Raw genomic sequence first — 25,260 nt, forward strand, 5'->3', positions numbered from 1 at the left:
CGTTATGAAAAAAACTATGTTAGCTTTTGCTGCATTGTTAGCACTTGGTGTTACTTCTGTAATGGCGGCCCCTGTATCATACCAAAGCGTATTAACAGGGAAAGTAGCATCTGTAGTAGCTGTTGGCTCCCCTGTAACGGAAGGGCAAACATTGGTGACTGTAGAAACTTTAGCAGGTCCAATGGCAGCAGCTAAATCTACTGTAAATGGTACTGTATCTGCAGTAAATGTTGCAGTAGGTTCTGATGTTTCTCGTGACCAAGTTGTTGTCACTGTAGAAAGTAAATAAAGGAGATAGGAATGAAGTTTTCTCATTCTTGGCGTCGGTATAGAAAAACGATACTGGCGCTTTTCTTCTGTAGTGCGCTATCATCGGCACAGGCAGTGGACTTTATGCCTGTTAATGATGTAGAAACGGGCATGGAAGGGATAGCAAAAACTGTAATAGTAGGAGATACCATCTCTACCTTTGACGTGAAAGTCTTAGGTGTTATGAAGGATAGAGGTCCTTCGGGGCACTTGATTTTGGCAAAATTCTCTGGTCCTGTTATAGAACAAACTGGAGGGATTGCTCACGGTATGAGTGGTAGTCCTGTATATATAAATGGAAAATTAGTAGGCGCTATAGCGTATGGTTGGGGCTTTGCAGATGGAACGATTGGCATGATTACACCGATCGAAGATATGGTGAAATTATGGAATATTCCATACGAGAAGAATTTATCCAATACCTGGTCTGACCAACAATTAATTCCTTTAACGACGCCTTTGATGGCTTACGGTTTTGACCGTAAATCGATGGATTATTTTAAAGCTAAATTGCCACAATATAATTATGAAACTTATGATACAGCTAGCGCTAGCGGCGACGATATAGTAAAACCGTTAGAAGCCGGTGGATCTGTAGCAGCATTATTAGTGGATGGGGATTTAAAATTAGGCTCCATTGGCACAGTGACTCACGTAGACGGTGAGAAAATCGTAGCCTTTGGTCATCCGTTCTTGAAACATGGGTCGACGAATTACTTCATGCATAATGCTAGCATTTTTACGGTTGTAAAAAGCTATAATGCAGCTTTTAAATTGGGGTCTATGGGTCAAGAAGTAGGCACGGTTACAGAAGATAGAGGTGCAGGGATCGCTGGTGTGTCTGGCGTGATTTCCCACGGCATTCCTGTACGATTCCATTTGAAAGATATCGACATGGGTCGCGATGAGAGCTCTTACGTCAAAGTCGTTGAAGATAAAGAAATGACGCCTACATTGGCAGCTACATCATTGTATAATATGTTGAATAAATTAATTGATCGCAGTGGTTCTGGTACATCTACTATTTCCTATACCATTACGCCAAAAGGCAAAGATTTAAAACCTTTGAAGCGAACTAATATGTTCTATAGTAGTGATTCAATTACAGAAAAAACTGTCGATGAATTTTATAATATTATCGACATTCTTTTGAATAACCGTTTTGTTGATTATGAAATTGCTGACATTGCAGTCGAAGCAGATATTACGGAAGATAAGAAAACAGCAAAGCTCGTTGATGCCGCTGCATCTTCTACGATTGTGGCGCCTGGCGATACGATTGTTGTAGACGTTATTTTGGAACCATATAGAGGTGAGAAAATTACGAAAGAAGTATTCTTTACGGTTCCAAAAGATCAACCAATTGGTACATATACATTAGAAGTACGTGGTGGTGGTGAAATTCCATTGCCATATGTATTGGAAAAGCAAAAATATAATTTAACAGATGAAGTGTTGCGACGCCTAAAAGTGTATAAAGATTTTGATGATTTATTTAGTGAATTGGAAAAGACAGACACAAATAATCAAATCGTTGTAGAATTCTTAGAAGAAGGCATTAGTCTCGTTAATGAAGAAGCATCTACTAAATCTGTGAAAAAAGCTAAATTGCAAGATGTAGAAGAGAAGCCGAGTCCAGGAGCAATGAAAAAGAAAAACTCCCATGAAGACTTAGGTGATACAAAAGAAGAAGATCAAAAAGCGAAAGCTTCTGTGGACACAGAATATATTGTACAAGGTGATGGACAATTTACCGTACAAGTTATGAGTGTTGGAGATCGAGATAAAGCGCTAGCAAAACGAGCTAAAGAAATGAAAGCGCAAGCTAAAATGGCTCATAAACTAGAGCTTGAAAATGAAGCCGGCAAAACAACAGCGGGCAAAGCGAAAGCAGAGAAAGCAAACGCCCCTAAAGATGGGGCTGATAAGGAAGATACTAGTAGGTAAGGAGGCAAGCAGTGAACTGGCTTGAAGTTGTGGGCCGTAAAGTAATGGATGGCTTCTCTCAAATTGGGAGCGCCACATTATTGATAGGGCAAACCATAAAGCAATTGAAGATGCTAAATGTTTGGCATGTAGTGCAACAAATGGCTCACTTAGGTGTAGACTCTTTGCCTATCATTAGCCTTACTTTACTATTTGCAGGTGGCGTTATGACCTTGCAAATTACGGATGTATTGATTACCTATGGCGCTCAAAGTACAGTGGGGGGGCTTATGGCTGTTGCTATGGGTCGTGAGTTGGGACCTATTTTAGTAGGCGTAGTTCTCGCTGGCCGGGTCGGTGCTGCTATTACTGCAGAAATCGGGACTATGAAAGTGACAGAACAAATTGATGCCCTTAGAGTAATGGCGGTAGATCCTGTAGGATATCTCGTTGTACCTCGTGTTGTAGCTTGTATGATTATGGTGCCAATTTTAGCGTTTTATGGTATTGTTATTGGTATCGGTGGTGGCTATTTTGTAGCTACTGTTATCAAAGGTTTGGCGCCAGCTACCTATTTAGATTCAATACAATTGTTTTCCACTATTTCTGACTTCACATTAGGTTTGTTAAAGTCTAGTGTCTTTGGTGCAGTCATTGCTTTAGTAGGTGCATACAAAGGGATGAACACAAAGATGGGAGCAGAAGCAGTGGGCTTCTCTACAACTAGTTCTGTAGTGACTAGTATTATCCTCATTTTTGTATTGAACTACTTTTTATCATCTATACTATATTAATCAAACTCGGAAGAACGACATATGATAGAATTACGAGATGTAGTTGTAGCTTATGATAGTCGAGTGATATTAGACTCCATTAACCTCACCGTTGAAGATGGCGAAACATTAGTCATTCTCGGGGGTAGTGGCAGTGGTAAAAGTACACTATTGCGACTTCTCATTGGGTTGCAACGACCTACATCAGGACAGATCATAGTAGATGGTGTTGATATTACCACTATATCTGAAGACGAATTTAATACAGTACGCCAAAAAATGGGAATGGTATTTCAATACTCTGCCTTATTTGACTCCATGTCAGTAGGTGAAAATGTAGCCTTTGGCCTCCGACAACATACTGATAAAAAAGACGATGAAATTAATGGCATCGTTAGTGAGCGATTAGACTGGGTTGGGCTGAGAGGTTACGAATCGTATATGCCCAATGAATTGTCTGGGGGTATGAAAAAGAGGGTCAGCTTAGCGCGAGCTATTGCACTAGATCCAACGCTTATACTCTACGATGAGCCTTCTTCGGGCCTCGATCCGATTACGTCAGGTACGATTAGCATGCTCATTCGTGGTATGCAAGAGCGATTAGATTGTACATCTATCGTTGTAACACATGATATGCAATCTGCTTTTTATGTAGCCGACAGGATTGCCTTATTGGATAAAGGGAAATTTATTGAGATTTCTCCTACGGAGGAATTTAAACACTCTTCCAATCCAAAAGTACAACAGTTTATCAATGGAGCGGCTGAACCCATTCATATTGTGGCAAGGAGAGACGTGTAATGAAGTGGACAACGGAAGCCAAAGTAGGGGCTTTCACAATTATAGGTATAATCCTATTTATTATAGGCATTATTTTTGTGGGACGCATCGATATATTCGGAAAACCACAAATGACAATTAACGGTAGTTTTGAACAGGTCAATGGTTTAAAAAATGGCAACCAAGTTAAATATTCTGGTGTTGCTATTGGTAGTGTTTCTGATATCGAAATTACACCGCAAGGGGTTGTGGTAAAGATGAAAGTTGACGATACTACACAAATCCCTAGCGATTCTGTATTTAGTTTAGGATCTGACGGTTTTCTGGGCGATAAATTTATCCAAATTTCTCCAGGTTCGTCGAAGGTGTATTTGCGCGATGGAGATGCTGTAAAAGGTGAAGGTAGTGATGCTGTAGAAAAAGCCATGAAAAGTGCTGAAAAATTGATGGCTGGTACGGAGCAAATGTTGCAATCTATCAACAATATTATCGGCGATCCACAAACGCAAAATGCTTTAAAATATTCTTTACAATCTACCGCAGCTATGGCTGACAATGTAGTAGCTATCACTCAAAATATGGCAGATGTAACAGCACAACTCAATGCAACAGCACAGCAATTTAATGCTGATGGCAATGCGGGGGAAGATATGCGCGCTATTTTGACAAATATGAAACAAACCACAGAACGCGTGGATAATATGGCGCGTGCCATGGAAGGGACTGTAACAGACCCAACGGCGCAGAATAATTTGAAAGAAACATTACATAATACGGCACAAATTTCTGCTCGTGTTAATAAATTAATGGGTGGTAAAGCTTACAATAATGGTGCTGAAACGCCTAATGTAGATGATGCAATAAAAGGTGGTCAGTCTGAAAAAAAGTCATCTTCTAAAGTGGAGCCATCTGTAGATTTCCTTTATAATACTAATGACAATGAGTTCCGCGTAAACGGTAGAGTCCGCATGTATAGCGATAAAGGAATGGGAGAAATTGGCTTTTCCAATATTGGCGATGGTACTGATTTTGATTTGAATGCAGGTAAATTCATTGCCCCAAAATGGTTAGTGCGAGGTGGCATTTTTGAAAGTGAACTCGGTGTTGGTTTAGACTATAATCCGCGAGGATCATTTGCCTTATCTGCCGTTATGTATGATTTAAATCATCGTAAATATCGATTACGTTCTGATATTCGATTACATAAGGATACCTATGGTGTAGTCCAAATGACAAGACCTTTTAGTTCTTCTAATGGGGGCACCTATTTCGGTATTAAGCAAGTATTTTAAACACATTATGTGGAGGTAAACCTATGAATAAAAAAGCCCTTACTTTAGCTATTATTCTCTCCATGGCTACAACAGGTGCTTTTGCAGCAGACGTTGTGTCTACATCGATTAATAACAGTGATAAATTATCTAAGCATCAAAAAGAAGCTATTATGCTAACACAAAAACAATTAGCAGAAAAAGCGGCTCAAGATGCACAAACTTTTGATAGAACCATTACTCTCAATGAAGGTGCCACTATTAATTTAGCGTTAGCTAATAATCGTACCGCCAAACAATCTATGTGGGATTATGAAGCAGCTAAAGCTAACGTAAGTGTAGCAGCATCGGCTAAAAATCCTTCCTTAACATATGGTTGGAGTGGCACGAGAACACATGTGGATTCCGGCTCCTCTAGTAATGCAGCTATTGCAGCTGCTGGTGGTGGTACTGGTAGTAGTACTAGTAAATCTGGTACCCATGCATTAACATTATCGGTACCTGTATTCTCTCCTGCAGATGATGCGAATATTCGCGGCATGAGATATAGCCGTGAAGGCACAGGTGCGGCTTATGAGGAAGCATTACAACAAGCTAAATACGATGCTGTAAATGGTTACTATACATTGATTATGAACCGTAACTTAGTAGATGTAGCTAATCAATCTGTTAAAGATTACCAAGGTCACGTAGATAATGTACGAGCTCAATATAATGTAGGATTAGTAGCGAACTCTGATGTTTTGGCAGCAAATACAAACTTGGCAGAATCCCAAACTACATTAGTACAACGTCAAAATACAGCAGATTTATCGGAAGCAAATTTGAATAACATTATTGGTTATCCTGTACAAACATCGATCAATACAGTGGAACAAAGCTTACAATATAAACCATACAATGTAACGCTAGAACAATCTAAAGCGTATGCTATGTTACATCGTTCTGCTTTAGTGCAAAGTGCGATGGCCGTAAAACAAGCAGAACAATCTGTAAAACAAGCGAAAGCTGGCTATTTACCAACTGTATCTGCGAACGTGAACCGCCGTCACGCTGATAACGATGGTTATTTTGGTTCCGATAATAAAAGCTGGGCTGTAGGTGCTACGGCTACTTGGGCTCTTTGGAATGGTGGTCAAACACAAAATCAAATTAAAGTAGCAGAAGCAAACTTAGCGAAGGCAAAAGAAGCTAACTTGGCGGCTGTTGATTCTGTTAATCTTGCTGTACAACAAGCGTATTTGAATTTGCGTTCTGCAGAACAAACCATTGCTAGTACGCAAACTGCAGTAGAGCAAGGGCAAGAAAATTTCCGTATTGCTACATTGCGTTACCGTGCTGGTGTAGGTACTAATCTTGATGTGCTTGATGCAGAAACTACGTTGACGACGGCTCGTAATAACTACGTACAAGCGTTGTACAATTATAATGTAAGTATTGCAGCTCTTGAACAAGCAACAGGCGTTCCTTTAGAAACACCTGTTGGTGGTGGTGCTGCAGTGATTGCTAATAGCGGTGCAGAAGCAGAATTAGCAGCTTTGACTAATGGATCTAACTAATACGCGATAAACTCTATTACAATGAATGCGTATCAGGTGGTATGTGAAGTATATCCATATCATTACTAAAAGAATTATTATATAATTAAAAAGCGACGTCCTAAGGGGCGTCGCTTTTTGGTTTTGCCATAGAGGTCATAGAGAATAAAAATTAATTAATTTTATAAAATATAAGCCGAAATACTACTGTTAAATCCGACTTTATGGTAATATTAATATGATAAATATAAGAAATATTATCAGAAATAAATATTATGAACAAATAAAACAATTCTATATTATAAAGATTGTAATGTATATAACAAATAAGATATTTAGTTTGTGTATTTTGTAATAAGGAGTTTCTTATGACTCGAAAGAAGTGGTGCTTGATTGGCGCTGCTGTGCTAGGCCTATCTGGGTCCGTGCTTGCTGCTGTCATTCCCGTAGCGGAACGGTATGTAGCACCCATTATAAAGGAACAACTTAATACAGCTATTAATGGTACGGTTCATTATGATTCATTAGGCGTGGACTGGAACGGTGATATACAAATTCAAAATGTAGTCCTAAAAGATAAGGACAATCGGCTCATTGCGGCTGTACCCGATGTAGAGGTAGATTTAAAGCTCTCTGCCATCCCTAGTATTGTTTTAGGTAATGCTAGTGGTGTTGCTATCATATCGGAAATTATGCTAGAAAAACCAGAGATTCATGTGTGGCAATTGCCTGATGAGACATGGAATGTAGAATCATTAGTGAAACCGACGCCAGATAGTGATAAAGCAGCCTTCGATGCTGCTATTACAATAAAAGAGGGCTCTGGTAAGGCACGTATCCAATCTGGTGAGGTACATACTATCAAAGATATAAATGGTACTGTATTAATCAATACTAAGGGGCTTTCTCGAGGTGCTCTTAATGGCTTTATCAATGGTGAACAACTCTCTGCTAGTGGCTCCATAGATATGGAGCATACTAATAATTTTGACCTGTTCATTGATAGTAAGCGATTAGATATATCTAGTTTTGCTGGTCTCATTCCTATTAAACAAGATGTAACGATTAAGTCTGGTATGTTGCGAGACGTAAAAGCACAGATTACATCCCGAGAAGGGGCATTAACATTAGCTGGGAACTTTAGTTTTGATGGAGTTAATGCTACGTTCCATAATGGTCATACTAGTTATGAAATTACTGATGGCAATGGTCGGGTATTCTTACAAGAACAAGATATCTTAATTGCTCGTAGCCATTGGCTTGTTAATGGACAAGCGGTAAAAGTAAATGGCTTAGTAGACTTGGATGAGCAAGATATTGGGCTAAATTTAAATGTCGTTGTTGACTCTGCTGATATAGGGGCTTTCATAGATAATGGTGTGACAGGAACGATGGGGGGGCGCCTTCACATTAATGGCACGAGTGTCAACCCTTATGTAGCAGGACAGCTACAAAGTAGCGGCATTACTTATGGTGATTACCGTATTGATAGAGCTACTGCTACTATTTCTTACGGAGATGGCAGCGTATTTATTAAAAGTGCCGATTTATTTAGTGGCGATGGTCGCATTGCCGCCAATGGTCGATATGATGTAGGCGATGGTAGTTTCATTGGCACTGCTAATATATATGATGTAGATTTATTACAATTGACGCAGCCTATGGGAGAACCTCTGGGAGGGACATTGAGTGGCATCGTTTCTGTAGAAGGTACCGCAAATGAGGTACAGCGCATTGGTGGTTATGTAACAGGCCGTGATATTAATGCTAGAGGTGTCGTTATTGATACGATGAAAGTTGGATTTAGCAATGTCAATAATCAAACTACATTGTCCGTTGTAGGTAATATGGGGGCTGGGCAATTCAGTGGTGACGGTACTATTAATGGTAATCATTTAGATCTCACTGTATCTGGTTATGAACTTGATGCCTCTCGTTTTGGTGGATTCCTAGGAGCTGATCTCGATGGAGCAGTTAATGTTTATGCTCGCCTAGACGGGCCATTAGAGAATGTTGGTGGTACAGCACGAATTTCTAGTAGCGAAGTACACTTTAAAGGTGCTCGCTACAATGCCTTTGATGCAGATGTTGCACTTAGTGGTAATGTATTGACCATTCGTGAAGCCCGCGCTATAGATGGTAATGGCGCTTATACGGCGACAGGTACTGTCAATGTAGAGAATCAATCTTTAGATCTTACGGTCGACGCTCATAAAGTTCGGGTTGAAAATTTAATTCGTCCATTTACGGATATTCCGTTGACGGGGTGGCTAGAATCTCGTAATTATATTACCGGTACTATGGATAATCCTTACATTAGAGGTCGGGCCCATTTATCGGATGGTTCTTTATACGGTAAGCTTATCAGTGATGCGGAAGCAGACTATAGGCTAGAAAATAAAGTACTTCACTTACCATCCTTTACTATCCAAGGCTATGGCGCAACTGTAACGGGTAGTGGGACTGTTTCGGAAGATGCTTTGAATTTAAGCTTCGAAGGAAATGAAATCGATTTGGAACGGGTGCTTATCAATACAGAGTATGATGTAGCTGGTTATTTGTGGGTGAAAGGCATTGTTCAAGGTTCACCGAAACAGCCAATTTTCAATGGTGCTATTCGATCTAGAGCGCTCGCTATTAATGGTGAAATGATATCGAATGTAGTTGGTGATATCTATGCAGATTCAACAGTGATTAACTTGCAGAAGTTGTCTTTTGATGAGGAGCATGGCGGCCATTATGTAGCGAAAGGTGGCGTTACATTAGGAGAGACAAAACGATTGTTTGGATCTTTAGATGTACAAGGGGGGCGTGTCAATAATCTTTTAAGTCTTGCAGGTAGTTCCTTAGATAATATAGATGGTGCTTTGAGTGGTACTGTTGAATTGGGCGGCGTCGTAGGTAATCCGAGCATGTATGTACAAGGTACTATAAAAGACGTGTCTATTGATAAGACCATCGTTGGAGATGCCGTTATTGATGCCGGCTTAGAAAACCGTAAATTTACGATTAAGACGGCTAAACTACCTGTTGGCGATGGTGTTATTGCTGCACAAGGGGCGATGGACTTTGATGGTCAATCGGATGTACAAATTGCGATACGTGATGTCAATATTGTACCGTTCCTACCATTAATAGGTGAAGATATTCCTGCTACAGGTGTAATTACAGGTGTAGTCAATATGACAGGGGAAACACGGAATCCTAAAATTGAGTTGTCTGCTGCTCTGGCAAATGGTTCGTATAATGGTGTTGCTATTGATCAAGGTTTCGTATTAGCTACAATGGAAGACCGAGTTATTAATATTCAGCGTATTCAAGGTTCCAAAGATGTTTATAAACTCAGTGCTTATGGAAAAATACCATTAGCTGCATTGTATACATCTGGTTACTTAGATGCTAGTGATAGCCGTGCTATGGATGTTGTTATCGACTTTAATGAAGCAGATATGGGCGTATTCCCACTAGTGTTAGCTGATGTAAAAGAAGCGACTGGTAATATTAAAGGAAATATTCACATTACAGGAACTATCGATCAACCTGAAGCATACGGGACTGTATCTATTAGAAATGGTATGATGAAAGTGAACCATTTAGGTAATGCTATTACTAATTTCGATGGAGACCTTATATTTTCAGGGCAACAAGGGGACTTCCAGTCTCGTTTGGTAATGGGAAAAGGCGCCGCCGGACTATCAGCGAAAATCAATTGGCAAGGCCATACCTTAACAAACTACAATATGGCAGCTCAATTAGACGGTATTGATTTAGCAAACGAATATATTTCAGGTCCATTAAGAGGAGAGCTCTATATTGCTGATCGTGATAGTATACCAACATTGATGGGACGCATCGATTTAGAAAATATGAAATTAAAAATTCCTCTATCTCTGGAAAGTAGTGAGAGTACTCAAAATATGGGCATGGATGTGACTGTTCATGCTGGTAAAAATGTACGTTTGTACGATCGTTCTCTATATGATATGCGCATTAATGGCGATGTACATTTTGGTGGCTCCGTATTGTATCCAGAAGCACATGGACAATTTACTGTGAACGAAGGTATTTTTAAATACTTAAGCCATACTTTTACGATTACAAAAGGGACTGCTAATTTTATGCAAGGGTCCTATTTACCAAGGTTACAATTAGAAGCAGAAACTAATGCTAATAATTATAATATTTTGCTTGGAGTTACAGGGACAGTGGATCAACTTGATTTATCTCTTAAATCTACGCCTCCATTGTCAAGGCAACAAATTGTGTCCATGCTTACCTTTGGTAGAGGAGCTGCGTCTAATAGTAGTTCTATTTCCAATGAAGATGCTAATGCCGTAGCGGTAGCTGGCGTGCAAATGTTTGCTTTTGGTTATGTACAAGATGCATTGCAAAATACATTGGGTTTGGATCGTGTGAATATTACAACTGGGTCTATAGATCCTGATGAACCTACGAATCGTGAAACGGCAGGTAATTATAATATTGAAATAGGCAAATATGTGTTACCTCGGACTATGGTTACGTTTACACAGGGGATTAATAATCATCAAAATAAATATGGTATCGAATATACGATACGAAGGAATTTAAAATTTACTGGATGGCATACCTCGAAAGGAAATACGTATTTTGGTGGCCGTTGGTCTAAAGAATTTTAAAGGGCTATTGCATAATGACTACAATAAGAGTCGGTACCGACTCTTATTGTAGTCATTTTAGTTTCATAAAATTAATTTATAGTAGTACTCATTCCTGCCAAAATATGGTATACTAATAAAGATTTAATACTCTTTAAGAGGGATGAGTTTTAGGAGGAATTTATGTTAAAAAAACAAGCCTATAAAACGATGCTCGCTGCGTCAGTAATGACTGCCATTATGGGGGCAGGTAATGTATATGCTGCAGGCGTGCAAACAGGCTATATTCCAGGTTTAGACACGACGACTAGCAATTATGCAGGGCTTCGTGATGATGCTCGCACAACAGCTGAAGTATACAATAATGAAATCGTGAACGCGGAACATCAAGGAGAAATGACTGGGGATTCCGGTAGTGCTGCTAATGAAAGTACGCAAGCAGCACCTATAATGTATACACCAGTAAGTGGTTCTGTAGCATCACAAGATGAAACAGATGCTGCTATTTTAGCCGCTCGTGGCGATACTACATTGACTCAAGATGGCACAGTTGTTCAAGGCTCTGATGGCACCGTAACTGTTAACAATGCAGCGTTGAAAACTGATGATAAAGAAGTTAAAATGATTTCTAAAACGACAGGTGGTACAGATTTAGATAAAGCCGCTGAAAATGGTCAAACACAAACTGTGACGACCATAGAGGCTCAATATGTAACATCTGCTAATGAAGAATCGATTGCACCTTTTGTAGGCAAAATTATTTCTGGTCTTTCTGTTTCAGGCGTGCCTGAAGAGGTAGCAGCACAATTAATGCCTATTTTGCAAGAAAAAGTAGGCGACGCTGTTAGTGTAGAAGGTGTTTATAGAGATATTCAAAACTTAGGCAATACAGGTTATTTCTCTGAAGTTAATCCTATTTTTACTACTGTTCCAGAAGGGGTAAAACTCGATTTTGCCGTAACTGCCAATCCTGTTGCAACAGGTGTAACATTTACAGGTAACACGATTTATACGTCTGAAGTATTGACGAACTATTTAGCATTGCCTATCGGCCAAGTAATGAATTCCGTATATGTAGGCCAAAAAGTACAAGGTATTAATGCTGCTTATGATCGCGATGGCTATATGTTAGCCCACGTTGATGGTATTCGTGTTGATGAAAACGGCATGTTACATATCAATATCGTAGAAGGTATTGTAGAAGATATTATCCCTGGTGGTAATAAGAAAACAAAAGATAAAGTTATTACTCGTGAATTCGTACAAAAGAAAGGCAAACCATTTAATAAGTTCTTAGTACGTCGTTCTGTAGAACGTGTATATAACTTAGGTTTCTTTGACGATGTAAACGTTAGAATGCTACCTGGTAATGAAGATCCTAACAATGTCATTATTGAAGTAGACGTGTTAGAACACAAGACTGGTACAATTACACTCGGTGCGGGTTATTCCAAGTCTGATGGTTTTGTAGGCATTATTGAGTTTGGTGAAGAAAACTTCCGCGGCACTGGAGATAAATTTAAAGTACATTGGGAATTAGGTAAAGATAGCTATAAAAATTATCAACTATCTTACTTAAAACCATGGATTGATAGTAAAGGTACATCCCTTGGATTATCTTATTTCAATCGTGAAGATGAATATACTGACTATAATGAAAATGGTAGTGAAGTAGCAGAATATAATAAAAAATCTAAAGGTTTTAATGTGTCCTTTGGTCGTCAAACCGGTGAATATACTCGCGATTACTTAACATTAGAAACGCGTAAAGATGAGTATAAATGGGATGATGAAGATAGTTCAGGTTTCCGTTACGACCGTGGACCAGGACCAGGTCAAGGTTATAATAACTTGAATTACGACTTTGCTGGTGATAATTACGTAAAAAACAACTTCGGTCGTATCAACTCTGCTACATGGCAAAAAGTGTATGACTCCCGCGATAATATTTATGATCCAACGCGCGGTCGTCGTATTTCCTATACCGCACAATGGGCTGGTCACGGTTTAGGCGGTGATTTTGATTTCTATAAATTTACTGCTGAAACGCGTATGTATAAAAAATTAGGTGCTAAGAATGTATTGGCGTTCCGTGCTCGCGCTGGTTTTATCCAAGGTGATGCCCCATATAGCCAATTGTTTACATTAGGTGGTGCCGATTCCTTACGTGGGTATGAAGATGACCAATTCCGTGGTAAGAAAATGTACAATGCTACATTGGAATTCCGTTTCCCTGTAGTGAAAAAAGTTACAGGCGTATTGTTTGCTGATGTCGGAGATGCTTGGGATACACCACATGTTACATGGTATGATAGTAAAAAATCATTCAATGTTGGTGTAGGTGCAGGTGTTCGTATTATGACTCCAATTGGTCCAGTAAAACTCGACTACGGTGTAGGTAAAGACGATAACCAATTCCACTTTAGCTTTGGTACACAATTCTAATATTGATATATTCTGTGGTGAAAGCAACCCATTAGGGAGTGCTTTCACCCATATCACTATTATGGACTCTATTGACGATGGATAGAGGTAATTCGATGTAATAGAAAAGAGGAACTACAATATGATGAGAGCCATAAATAATAAGAAGAATGTTAAAATTTTCTCTCTTATTATTGCAGTAATTTTTATTTTAGGTATTGGTGGCCTTGCGTATACGCAAATGTCTACACCAGGTGCTACTGGTAGTAGCACAGTAGGTGTTATTGATACATCTCGTATGATGTCTCCTGAAAATCCAATCTTTATTAAAGCGGCTAATGATTTCATGACATACCGCAATCAAGTAAGTACTGATGCACAAGCTAAAATTGATGCCGCTCCAGATGATGCTACAAAACAACAAATTGCTGAAGAAGCACAAACAAATATAGCTAAACGAGATCAAGAAATTGCGAAAGAAGTACAAGATAAAGCGATGGAAGCAGCTAAAGCAGTAGGAGAATCTAAAGGCTTGAGTGTAATTATGGCAAAAGATAGCGTATTATACGGCGGTGTAGATATTACTGAACAAGTATTGAAAAAAATGGCTGCTGATGCACAATAATGGGCTAATTAAATCATAAGAGTGAGCTATATGAAACTAAATACAAAATATGTTAGTTTACTTCTATTGTTAATAGCTGCCCTTATCACTATGTATAGTGCATATGGATTTGTGACGAATCGGCAAGATAGTGATGGTCTTTCCATTGGTGTCGTACGTCTCGACGATCTTTTAGAATTTAACGATTCCTACGAAGATTATAAAATTGCGAAGTTCGAATTAGAGCAAATGGAAAACCAGTACTCTTTAGAACAAACGGCGCTAAACCAGAAAGCACAATTACAAGAAGAGCAGTTAAAAGAGGTTGCTTTACATGATACTTTGACGGATGCTTTAAATGTAGAATTACAAGCGCGTATTGGTATTAAGGAAAATGAATTAAATCAAGAACTTAACGCGAAGCGACAAGAATTGAGTGAGACATATTTAGCTCAATTAAAAGTCGCACAAAAGGGCTATGATTTAGAAATTGTAAATTTGCAACTCGATTTATATGCTCTTGATGGTCGTATTTACATCAGCGAAGAGCAAAAGGCCGCTGCTGATGCGGAACGAAATCAAAAAGAAGCTCGTTTAAAAGAGCTATTGGAAAAACGCAAACCTTCCGATGTAGATATCGAAGCTATCCAGCAGAAGATTCAAGCTGAATTAGAACCGTTGCGAACTAAAGGTGAACAGGAGCTTATAGCTTACGCAGAATCAGTACAGGCGGAGTTGGCTAAAAAACGAGATGAAATGTTGCAAAATCAAGTGAAAGAAATTATTAGTAAGAATAATCTGCCAGTCGCTCAAGAGTGGAATGAAAGTTGGGCCAAACGATTGGCTGATAAAGAAGCAGAAGTGGCAGCTCTTCACGATGCTATTTTAGAAGATGTTCGCATGCGGGCAGCTATCATTGCAGAAGAAAAACAATTAGAGCTTGTATTAATCGATGCAGGTGGTAATATCAAGGGCCTTGATATTACAGATGCTATTAAAGCATCCTATCGTGTACAGTAAGGAGTATATCAATGACTAAACGAATGAAATCTTTAATGCTAGGTGCTACATTAATCGTAGCATTGCCAATTCTTGGTGGTTGCGGTAGCAATAATATTGGTTATGTGGATTCTATCAAAGTAGCTAATAATACAGAAAAAGGTATCGCTATTACAAAAGAAATCAATGCAAAAGATAAAGAATTACAAGCAAAAGTAGCGGCTGCTGACGAAGCAACTCGTCCGCAAGTTATTCAAGAAGCTCGTCAAGAGTTTGCGGCTTTCTCTAATGCAAAAGCATCTGAATATAGACAATATCAAGAACAACAAATCAATGAATTAGTGAAAGATAAAAAGCTTGATGTAGTTATCGAAAAAGGCGCTGTTATTGGTGGCGGTACAGATGTAACGGAAGATTTGATCAATAAAATGGGTAAAGCTTCCGAAGCTGATATTAAAGCTATGGAGCAAGAAGCACAAGCTGAAGCATCACAAGAGGCGCAAGCAGGCGCACAATAATTCCGAAGTGTAACAGGGGGATTTGACAGTGGAAAAGACTGTACTAGAACTGGCGAAACTGATTAATGGTCGCATTGTAGGTGACGATTCAATCATTGTTACAGAAGCGCGCAGCTTTGATCAAGCGGTACCACAATCTATTACCTTTGCTGTGGGGGACTATGTAGACCATATTGGGCAGTGTAAAGCAGGTGTTATCATTTTAGAAGAAGAAGTGCCTGATGCACCGATGACACAGATTATTGTAGATAATGCAAAAGCTGCGTTTGCTCCTATATTACAATTGTTCTACCCACCAGTAGTGGTACCTCGTGAAATTCATCCAACAGCAATTATCGGTAAAAATGTAACAATAGGAAATAATGTGGCTATTGGCGCTTATTGTGTAATTAACGATAATGCAGTCATTGGTGATAATGTAACGATTCGTCCATACGTATATATTGGGCATAATACACGTATTGGTAAAGATTCTGATATTTATGCTGGTGCTATCGTTCATGAAAACTGTATTTTAGGAGAGCGCGTTGTATTGCGTGCTAAAGCAGTTATTGGCGGTGAAGGCTTTGGCTTTGCTACGGAAAATGGTGTACATACACACATTCCTCAAGTAGGTAATGTTATTCTCGAAGACGACGTAGAAATCGGTTCCTGTACGACTATCGACAATGCTACCATGGGATCTACTATTGTACGAAAAGGCACTAAAATCGATAATTTAGTACATTTAGGTCATAATGTAGACATTGGTGAAAACTGTTTCCTTATCGCTCAAGTTGGTATTGCTGGTTCTACGAAATGCGGTAATAATGTCATTTTCGCTGGACAAACTGGTTGTACTGGACATATTACAATCGGTAACAATGTTCAATTTGCTGGTAAAACTGGTATTACTGGGAATGTACCAGATAATGCGATTATGGCTGGTTACCCTATGCGCCATCATAAAGAGTGGCTTAAATTATCGGCCTATGAAAATCGTTTGCCAGATATGGTGAAAACGGTAAAACAATTGCAAAAAGAAATCGATGCTTTGAAAGCACAGCTAAAGGAGAGCTAATACATGTATGTATAGGTTTATGAAGTTCTTTAGTGCCTTTGTGTGTATGCTACCGCATAGTGTACAATACGCATTAGGCACATTGTTAGGAGAAATTGCATGGCTTGCAGTACCGCCAAAACGAAAACATTTGGCAATTGGTCAGATTTTATTTTGCAAAATCACAGATGATCCTAAAGAAGCAAAACGCATTGCAAAAGCGAGTACGACCCGATTTGGACGGATGATTATCGACGTTCTACGTTATCCAGAAATTAAAGATGGAAAATATTTAGACATGGTTGAATTTACAAACCGTGAATACTTAGATGATGCTTTAGAAGATGGAAAAGGGGCTATCTTAGCGGCTATGCACAGTGGCAACTGGGAATTATTAGGTGGTGTTCTCGCATCTGAAGGATATCCTTTGATTTCTGTAGCTATGAAACAACAAGGGGACGCAGATAAATTTATTAATGAGTATCGCCGTTTAATGCATCAACATGTGACGTATAAGACGGGCGTTCGAGAAATGGTTAAAGAATTGAAAAATGGAGCCTTCTTAGGTCTGATTATGGACCAAGACCCAGGTGATGACGGTGTATTAGTGCCTTTCTTTGGGTATGAAACATTGACCGCTGCAGGCCCTGCCGTATTAGGTCGTATGCAAGAAGTGCCAATCATATTTTGTACTATGCATTACAGTCCTTATTCTGGAAAGCATGAAATTGTCGTGCATCCCCCGATGTATGCGGAAAAGACGGATGATAAAAAGCGGGATGTAGCGGTAACAACAACGAAGTTGAGCGAATTTATGGAAGATTATATTCGCCGCTATCCAGAAGATTGGTTTTGGCTCCATAACCGTTGGAAATGGACGCGTCGTTATTATGGTGACACTATAGAAACGCCGCCAGATGTATATAAATAAACGAATACGGTAACAATGTATTGTAACTGATTTAGCTTTATAAAAATCGGTATTATTATCAGCGCATGGTAATAATACCGATTTTTTATGGCTTTCATAAAGATAAATATTCTTAAATTCTTGTAACAGGTATGCAAATAAGGTATAATACATTATGGTGTATAGTAAACATAAATTTAGATATGAAAGGACTTTCTTATGAGTAAGCCACAACAAACCATAAAGCAGGCTATTTCATATAAAGGAATTGGACTTCATAGCGGAGAACCAGTGAATATGGTTTTCAAACCGGCACCAGAGCATACCGGAATTGTATTTGTTCGTACAGATATTGAAGGTACACCTTCTGTGCGAGCACACATTGATAATGTGACGAACACTATGCGGGCGACTACGTTGGAAGACGGGGAAGCAAAAGTTTTCACCGTAGAACATGTACTAGCTGCATTCAGTGCTATGAATATTGATAATTGCTATATAGAAATGGACTCTCCAGAACCTGCAGTAGCAGATGGGAGTAGTGCTGTCTTTGTAGATTTAATTTTACAAGCTGGCATAGAAGAACAATCAGCAAAACGCAATGTATATAAAGTGAAGAAAAGCCATGCCATTTACGATGGCGATCGTTTTGTAATAATCGTACCTTATGATGGGTATCGAATCACTTTTACATCTGTAAATAGTCATCCTCTCCTAGGAACACAACAATGTGACGTAGTGATTACAGAAGAGTCGTTCCAAAAGGAAATTGCTGCTGCTCGTACGATTGGATTTGTAAAAGAATTAGAACAATTACAAGCTATGGGCTTAGCAAAAGGGGGCAATACGGATAATGCGCTTGTTTATGACGATGAAACATGCTTATCTGTACCGCGTTTTGATGATGAATTAGTACGTCATAAAGCGCTCGATGTGATTGGCGACTTATGTTTACTGGGACCTATCGAAGGTCATATTATTGCGTTGAAATCGAGTCATGAATTAAATTCTAAGTTGGCTCGTAGTATAATGGAAGAAATAAGGGAGACACAGCAATGATTCTTAACCATGAAGATATTTTAGAAATTCTACCTCATCGTTATCCAATGCTTTTAGTAGATCGTATTATTGAATTAGATCCATTAAAACGTGCTGTGGGCATTAAAAATGCTACGTTCAATGAGTTATTCTTCCAAGGTCACTTCCCTGGAAACCCAGTAATGCCTGGTGTATTGCTCACAGAAGCAATTGCACAAGTAGGAGGCATTGCCTTGTTATATCCAGAAGAAAACCGCGGTTTAACACCGATGTTTACGGGCATCGATAAAGTACGTTTCCGTCATCCTGTAAAACCTGGTGATGTAGTGCGCATGGAAGTGGAAATTGTAAAGATTAAAGGTCGTATGGGCAAAGTAGAAGGTCGAGCTTATGTAGGCGATAAACTTTGCGCTAGCGGTGAATACATGTTTGCCCTTATATAGTAAACTTGAGGAGTGATTATCGTGATAGTTGTAGGCATGGAAAATGCGGAATCCAACATCCATAGCACGGCCGTAGTACACCCTGATGCTAAATTGGGCAAAGATGTTATCATAGGTCCTGGTGCAGTAATAGGGGAACATGTAGAAATCGGCGATGGCACAACGATTGGTGCTAACGTAGTTATCGGTGGTTGGACGACCATTGGGAAGCGCTGCGAAATATACCCAGGCGCATCCATAGGTTTGGAGCCGCAAGATTTGAAATTTAAAGGTGAAAAAAGTTATTGTCACATTGGTGATGAAACGGTGATTCGTGAATTCGTTACGATTAGCCGGGCCACTGGTGAAGGAGAGGAAACTCGTGTAGGCAATAATTGTTTATTACAAGCATGTACGCATGTAGCTCATAATTGTATCGTTGGGAACAATGTCATTATGAGTAACTGTGCGGGATTGGCTGGTCATGCTGTCGTAGAAGATCGCGTAGTTATCGGCGGTCTTGCAGGAGTACATCAATTTGTAAAAATTGGTCGCGGTGCCATGGTTGGTGGTATGGCTAAGGTGGTACAAGATATTCCACCTTATGTGATTGCTGATGGTCAACCGGCTCGCGTCATCGGCTTGAACTCTGTGGGATTGTCTCGCGCAGGCATTTCCGAAGAAGTAAGACGAGACTTAAAACAAGCTTTCCGCATTATTTATCGTTCTGGTTTTAGTTTATCTAAAGCCATTGAAGAAATGGAAATGCAATTGGGATCATCTCCAGAAATTGAAAATTTATTGCGCTTCTTGCGCAATGCAGATCGCGGCATTATGCGTACTCGTAGAGATTAAGTATAAACACTCTACATTGTGTCACATCCTAGTAGGACCGGCTCAATGTAGAGTGTTTTTATTGTCTAAACATAGAAAAAAACTGCAATTTATAGTAAAATATAGTGTATATGAGTATGTCTAAATATAGATAGATATGAGTGTTTAATGCATAATAAATTGATGGAGGTATAGTCGTGGCAAAGGTAGGTTTAATTGCAGGTATTGGCGTTTTACCTGTTGAGTTCATGCGTGCCGCCCATATATTGGGGCATCAAGTTGTAGTTATTGGCGTTGTACCCGATATAGAACCTGCTTTAAAAGAGGAAGCAGATGCTTTTTATTCTATTGGTGTAGCCAAATTAGGAAAGATTTTTGATACCTTAAAAAAAGAAGGCGTTACTGAATTGACTATGCTTGGTAAAGTAACGAAAGAAATCCTTTTTAAAGGATTGTCCTTTCCAGATTTAAAAACATTAGGCGTTTTAAAACGTTTAAGAAATAGAAAAGACGATACGATTATGCTTGCTATCGTAGATGAATTGGAACGAGAAGGATTTTCTGTAGTAGACCAAACGGTCTATTTAAAACCGTTCATGCCAAAAGTGGGGATTTTATCAAAGCGAGAACCTACCGAAGAGCAATGGGATGATATTTGTTTTGGTTTTAAATTGGCAAAGCATATGGGCGGCCTCGATATTGGACAAACTGTGGTAGTCAAACATAAAGCAGCAATGGCAATCGAAGCTATCGAAGGGACGGATAAATGTATCCTTCGCGGTGGTGAATTAGGACGTGGTGAATCAGTTGTTGTAAAGACGGAGAAACCAAATCAAGATGTGCGCTTTGATGTGCCAGCCGTAGGGTTAAAAACATTACAATCTATGATTGATAGCGGTTGTAATGTATTAGCCGTAGAAGCAGAAAAGACTATATTTGTACAACAAGAAGAAGTTCTCAATATGGCAAATCGCCATAATATAGTAATTTGTGCAGTAGACCAAGCCTTCGTAGATAGAAGAAAGGATCAATGATGAAAATAATGTTTTCCGCTGGAGAAGCATCCGGCGATACACATGGGGCTAGCGTAGCAAAAGCTCTAAAAGAACTTGATCCTACTGTTGATATGTTGGGGATGGGCGGAACGTTGATGGAAGAAGCGGGTGTTCGCATCGTCTATGACATCAAGAACCTAGGCGTCATCGGCTTAGTAGAGATTATTAAATCTCTGCCTAAATTCTTTAAATTACGGTCTTATTTAAAAGATATTATGCTTAAAGAAAAGCCTGATGTCTTAGTTTGTATCGACTATCCAGGGTTTAATATGAAACTCGCTGCCGTTGCTCATGAGTTAGGTATTCCCGTGTTGTACTATATTGCGCCAACCATTTGGGCCTGGCATAGTAGCCGTGGAAAGACCATAAAAAAATATGTTACGAAAGTAGCATCTATATTTCCTTTTGAAGCGGAAGCATATCGCAAGTATCATTGCGATGTCGATTTTGTAGGTCATCCGCTGCTCGATATTGTACAGCCTACGATGTCTATAGAAGACGCGATGACGTACTTCAAGGCGCGTCCAGAAGCAAAACGAGTATTGTTAATGCCTGGTAGTCGGAAGCAAGAGATCCTATCATTGCTTGATGTAATGCTCGAAAGTGGAGAACAATTGTTGCACTCTCACGAAGATGTACAGTTTTTCTTGCCTCGTGCTCATACGATTGACCGTAGTGAGTTAGAAGCTTTTATAGAAGAACGGAATGTGACTGTTACGATTACAGAGGATCACACTTATGATTTGATGCAAATTTGTGATCTCTGCTTAGCCGCATCAGGTACGGCTACATTAGAAACGGCATTGATGGAACTACCAACTATTTTGCTTTATAAAGTGTCGCCGATTACGTATGGCATTGCAAAATTAGTGGTGAATATACCGAATGTAGGCTTACCAAATATTGTAGCCAATAAAGAAGTGATTCCTGAATTGTTACAAGGCGATGTATCAGCAGAAAATATCGTCAATGTAGCATTACCATTATTAGATGATTTAAAAGAAAATCAAAACATGCGCGATGAATTGCGCCGTGTTAAAGCTAAACTAGGTGAACCAGGGGCAGTGAAACGAGTAGCTCAACTGATTTATGACCTAGGCAAGGAGAGTGTGGATGAATAGTTACTCACGCCTATTATATTTTGTGAGACCCTATTATAAGCGAATGATATTTGCTGTATTTTGTATGATTGTTGCAGCGGCCGCTTATTTAGTAGTACCATGGTTAATTAAAAATGTAGTAGATCAAGTATTAGAAGAGAAAAACTTATTAATGCTAAACCTCATTGTAGGGGCCATCGTATTGATTTTCTTAATTCGCGGCTTTGCTACGTATGGACAGACGTATAATATGTCCTATATTGGACAACGGGTTATTATCGATGTGCGAGAAGCTATTTTTAAGCACATACAGCGATTGTCTATGTCTTACTTTGACCGACGTAAGACTGGCGTTATTATGAGTAATCTTACAAATGACGTAGCAGCTTTACAATCGGCAGTAGTAGATAATCTAATTTCTTTTATTACCGAATCGGTAACGCTTATCGGTTCTTTAGTATCTATGTTCCTCATCGACTGGAAATTGACGCTCGTAACATTTACCACTGTGCCAGTAGTATTGGTTATTATCAATGTTTTTGGTAAACGGTTGCGTACGGCTGGACACGATGTACAAGGTCGCATTGCGGATATTACGGCTTTATTGCAAGAAGTGATTGGCGCTATTCGCGTTGTTAAATCCTTTGCGCGCGAAGGCTTTGAAGTGAACCGTTTTGAAGCAGAAAATAAACGCAATTTTGATGCCGTTATTAAAGCGACTAAGTTGACAAGCTTATTAAGTCCTATGGTGGAATTCTCAGCAGCTATTGCCGTAGCAGTCATCCTTTGGTACGGCGGTTATTCCGTAGTGACTGGAACCATTACAGCGGGCTCTCTAATTGCTTTCTTGATTTATGCTATTAACTTATCTAATCCAGTGAAGCGATTGAGCCAAGTGTATGGTAATATTCAAAAAGCGTTGGCTGCAGCAGATCGAGTATTTGAAATTCTCGATACGAAAGCAGATGTTGTAGAAAAAGAAGACGCTAAAGAATTGCCTAATATTAAAGGCGATGTAGAATTTAAAAATGTAGACTTCTCCTATGATGGCGAAAAATTAGCTCTTCAAAACTTTAACTTGTCTGTTAAGGCCGGTGAAAGCGTAGCCTTAGTCGGTCCATCAGGGGCTGGGAAGACGACATTAGCAAATTTGTTGCCTCGTTTCTACGACGTAACACATGGTTCTATTACCATCGATGGTGTCGACGTACGAGATGTAACATTTAAATCGTTGCGTGATCAAATTGGTTTAGTACCGCAAGAAACAGTATTATTTAATGCATCCATTAAAGAAAATATTCTTTACGGTCGATTAGATGCTACTGATGAAGAAGTATACGCAGCAGCTAAAGCAGCAAATGTAATGGAATTCATTGAAAAAATGCCAGATGGTCTCGATACGATGGTAGGTGAACGAGGTAGCTCTTTATCAGGTGGTCAACGTCAACGCGTTGCCATTGCTCGTGCTATTTTGAAAGACCCGCGTATTCTAATTCTTGATGAAGCTACATCTGCCTTGGATACAGAAAGCGAAAAGCTCGTGCAAGAAGCATTAGATCGCTTAATGGAAGGCCGTACGGCTTTTGTCATTGCGCATCGATTGAGTACGATACAAAATGCACATCAAATTATCGTGTTACAAAACGGTCAATTAGTGGAGCAAGGTACTCACGATGAACTATTAGCCTTAGAAGAAGGCGTATACAATCATCTTTACTCCGTTCAATTCTCCAATAAAGGATAAATATGTACTGGATATATAATGTATTGCTCATTATTTATTGGATAGGCCTCATACCGGTCATCCTTTACCGACTAGCCTTTGAAGAAGGTTTTTATGAGCGTATCAAACAAAGTGCAGGGTATATGCCTGCTACATTACTAAAAAAAATAGAAGGTCGGCGGGCTGTTTGGATTCACGCCGCATCGGTAGGGGAAATCGTAGCTACAAGCCCTTTGGTGAAGGAAGTAAAACGAGAATTTCCAGAAGCCGTTGTTGTTGTTTCTGTAGTTACCGCCACAGGACACGCTATGGCGCATCGCATCATTCCTGAGGCGGAAGGGATTATCTTTTTCCCTCTCGATTTGCCGTATTTGACGCGAAAAATCCTTCACATTATTAAACCCATTACGATTTTACTAGTAGAAACAGAGATTTGGCCAAATTTCTTGCGCATTGCAGAGTCTGAAAAAATTCCTGTTATGATGGTAAATGGCCGCATTTCTGATCGTAGTATGAAGCGCTATCGCTATATTAGTGCTTTCACAAAGGAAATGCTCAGTTCTATTGAGCGTTTTTGCATGCAATCCAGTTTTGATGCGGATCATATTACTCGCCTTGGTGCGGATAAAGACGAAATTACTGTTACAGGAAATATGAAATATGATCAAACCTATGCGACTGTTACAGAAGAAGAAAAACAATCTTTATTAGACGAATTTGGCTTTGGTCATAATCATCCTATTATTGTGGCGGGTAGTACTCATAAAGGGGAAGAAGACGCTATCTTTGAAACGTTTAAAGAAGTTCTTAAAGAATACCCACAAGCGCGTTTATTAATTGCACCGAGGGAAATCTATCGCGGTCATGACGTACAAAGCTTAGCGAAAAAATATGGCTTGACGGCAATTTGTCGTAGCGATATGAAGGAACCTGTACACGGTACGATTCCTGTAGTTGTGCTCGATACTATTGGTGAATTAGGGCGTTTGTACAGTTTAGGCGATATTATTTTCGTCGGCGGTTCCCTCGTGAAAACAGGTGGCCATAATATTCTTGAACCTGCTGCCCACGGCAAACCAATTATCGTAGGTCCTCATATGTTTAATTTCAAAGAAATTTTCAATCTCTTATATTCCCGTAATGCTTGCGTACAAGTAAAAAGTCAACAAGAATTAACGAAGATGGTACTTCGCTTGTGTAAAGATACAGCATTAGCAGAAGAGATGGGGCAAAACTGTTTAGATATTATCCGTGAAAATAGAGGGGCTACGAAACGTAATACCCAAGCATTACGTCAATTATTTGAATCCCACAATATCATTCCTTAACGATTGATTCCCATATATAGGGGGAGGTTATA

Annotated in this window: 20 protein-coding genes; all 20 read left to right on the forward strand. The window is 39.4% G+C overall.

The window, feature by feature from the left end; translation table 11 throughout:
* Positions 1 to 4: 4 nt before the first annotated feature.
* The 20 genes from NFR29_RS05470 (at position 5) to NFR29_RS05565 (ending at position 25,228) form a co-directional block, all read left to right on the forward strand.
* The gene (locus NFR29_RS05470; RefSeq protein ID WP_251424323.1) at positions 5 to 289 is read left to right on the forward strand and encodes a biotin/lipoyl-containing protein; all 285 of its coding nucleotides are present in this window, start codon (positions 5 to 7) and stop codon (positions 287 to 289) included.
* An 11-nt stretch (positions 290 to 300) separates the two neighbouring features.
* Complete coding sequence (locus NFR29_RS05475) at positions 301 to 2,256, forward strand: SpoIVB peptidase S55 domain-containing protein (protein WP_251424325.1); 1,956 nt, start codon at positions 301 to 303, stop codon at positions 2,254 to 2,256.
* A gap of 11 nt (positions 2,257 to 2,267) precedes the next feature.
* Entirely contained in the window at positions 2,268 to 3,029 is a 762-nt protein-coding gene (locus tag NFR29_RS05480) for an MlaE family ABC transporter permease (RefSeq protein WP_251424327.1), read from the forward strand.
* A gap of 21 nt (positions 3,030 to 3,050) precedes the next feature.
* On the forward strand, positions 3,051 to 3,809 hold the full coding sequence (locus NFR29_RS05485; protein WP_251424329.1) for an ABC transporter ATP-binding protein: 759 nt from the start codon (positions 3,051 to 3,053) through the stop codon (positions 3,807 to 3,809).
* Positions 3,809 to 5,080 (forward strand): MlaD family protein, encoded by a 1,272-nt coding sequence (locus NFR29_RS05490; protein ID WP_251424331.1) that lies wholly within the window; start codon positions 3,809 to 3,811, stop codon positions 5,078 to 5,080. The genes NFR29_RS05485 and NFR29_RS05490 overlap by 1 nt, the downstream gene beginning before the upstream one ends.
* A 23-nt stretch (positions 5,081 to 5,103) precedes the next feature.
* A complete protein-coding gene (locus tag NFR29_RS05495; protein WP_251424333.1) occupies positions 5,104 to 6,618 on the forward strand; it encodes a TolC family protein in 1,515 nt (504 codons plus the stop codon).
* Between the two features lie 347 nt (positions 6,619 to 6,965).
* A complete protein-coding gene (locus NFR29_RS05500) occupies positions 6,966 to 11,255 on the forward strand; it encodes a translocation/assembly module TamB domain-containing protein (protein WP_251424335.1) in 4,290 nt (1,429 codons plus the stop codon).
* A gap of 429 nt (positions 11,256 to 11,684) precedes the next feature.
* Complete coding sequence (locus NFR29_RS05505) at positions 11,685 to 13,679, forward strand: BamA/OMP85 family outer membrane protein (protein WP_420908278.1); 1,995 nt, start codon at positions 11,685 to 11,687, stop codon at positions 13,677 to 13,679.
* 121 nt (positions 13,680 to 13,800) lie between these two features.
* Positions 13,801 to 14,283, forward strand: coding sequence for an OmpH/Skp family outer membrane protein (locus NFR29_RS05510; protein WP_251424339.1), 483 nt, complete (start codon positions 13,801 to 13,803; stop codon positions 14,281 to 14,283).
* A 30-nt stretch (positions 14,284 to 14,313) separates the two neighbouring features.
* A complete protein-coding gene (locus tag NFR29_RS05515) occupies positions 14,314 to 15,282 on the forward strand; it encodes a coiled-coil domain-containing protein (RefSeq protein ID WP_251424341.1) in 969 nt (322 codons plus the stop codon).
* An 11-nt stretch (positions 15,283 to 15,293) separates the two neighbouring features.
* Positions 15,294 to 15,779: an OmpH/Skp family outer membrane protein gene (locus NFR29_RS05520; protein ID WP_251424343.1), complete on the forward strand. Its 486-nt coding sequence runs from the start codon at positions 15,294 to 15,296 to the stop codon at positions 15,777 to 15,779.
* Between the two features lie 28 nt (positions 15,780 to 15,807).
* Positions 15,808 to 16,839, forward strand: a complete 1,032-nt coding sequence (lpxD, locus tag NFR29_RS05525; protein WP_251424345.1) for a UDP-3-O-(3-hydroxymyristoyl)glucosamine N-acyltransferase — start codon at positions 15,808 to 15,810, stop codon at positions 16,837 to 16,839.
* A 7-nt stretch (positions 16,840 to 16,846) separates the two neighbouring features.
* Complete coding sequence (locus tag NFR29_RS05530; protein ID WP_251424347.1) at positions 16,847 to 17,749, forward strand: lysophospholipid acyltransferase family protein; 903 nt, start codon at positions 16,847 to 16,849, stop codon at positions 17,747 to 17,749.
* A gap of 198 nt (positions 17,750 to 17,947) precedes the next feature.
* Positions 17,948 to 18,787, forward strand: coding sequence for a UDP-3-O-acyl-N-acetylglucosamine deacetylase (gene lpxC / locus NFR29_RS05535; protein ID WP_251424350.1), 840 nt, complete (start codon positions 17,948 to 17,950; stop codon positions 18,785 to 18,787).
* The gene (gene fabZ / locus NFR29_RS05540; RefSeq protein ID WP_251424352.1) at positions 18,784 to 19,209 is read left to right on the forward strand and encodes a 3-hydroxyacyl-ACP dehydratase FabZ; all 426 of its coding nucleotides are present in this window, start codon (positions 18,784 to 18,786) and stop codon (positions 19,207 to 19,209) included. The genes lpxC and fabZ overlap by 4 nt, the downstream gene beginning before the upstream one ends.
* A gap of 21 nt (positions 19,210 to 19,230) precedes the next feature.
* A complete protein-coding gene (gene lpxA / locus NFR29_RS05545) occupies positions 19,231 to 20,043 on the forward strand; it encodes an acyl-ACP--UDP-N-acetylglucosamine O-acyltransferase (RefSeq protein WP_251424354.1) in 813 nt (270 codons plus the stop codon).
* 176 nt (positions 20,044 to 20,219) lie between these two features.
* A complete protein-coding gene (locus NFR29_RS05550; RefSeq protein WP_251424356.1) occupies positions 20,220 to 21,056 on the forward strand; it encodes an LpxI family protein in 837 nt (278 codons plus the stop codon).
* Positions 21,056 to 22,198: a lipid-A-disaccharide synthase gene (gene lpxB, locus NFR29_RS05555; RefSeq protein ID WP_251424394.1), complete on the forward strand. Its 1,143-nt coding sequence runs from the start codon at positions 21,056 to 21,058 to the stop codon at positions 22,196 to 22,198. Before NFR29_RS05550 ends, lpxB begins: the two co-directional genes overlap by 1 nt.
* Positions 22,191 to 23,921, forward strand: coding sequence for a lipid A export permease/ATP-binding protein MsbA (gene msbA, locus NFR29_RS05560; protein ID WP_251424358.1), 1,731 nt, complete (start codon positions 22,191 to 22,193; stop codon positions 23,919 to 23,921). Before lpxB ends, msbA begins: the two co-directional genes overlap by 8 nt.
* 2 nt (positions 23,922 to 23,923) lie before the next feature.
* The gene (locus tag NFR29_RS05565) at positions 23,924 to 25,228 is read left to right on the forward strand and encodes a 3-deoxy-D-manno-octulosonic acid transferase (RefSeq protein WP_251424360.1); all 1,305 of its coding nucleotides are present in this window, start codon (positions 23,924 to 23,926) and stop codon (positions 25,226 to 25,228) included.
* Positions 25,229 to 25,260: the final 32 nt, after the last annotated feature.

It is taken from the genome of Veillonella agrestimuris (genome assembly GCF_943193065.1).
Lineage (GTDB): Bacteria > Bacillota > Negativicutes > Veillonellales > Veillonellaceae > Veillonella > Veillonella agrestimuris.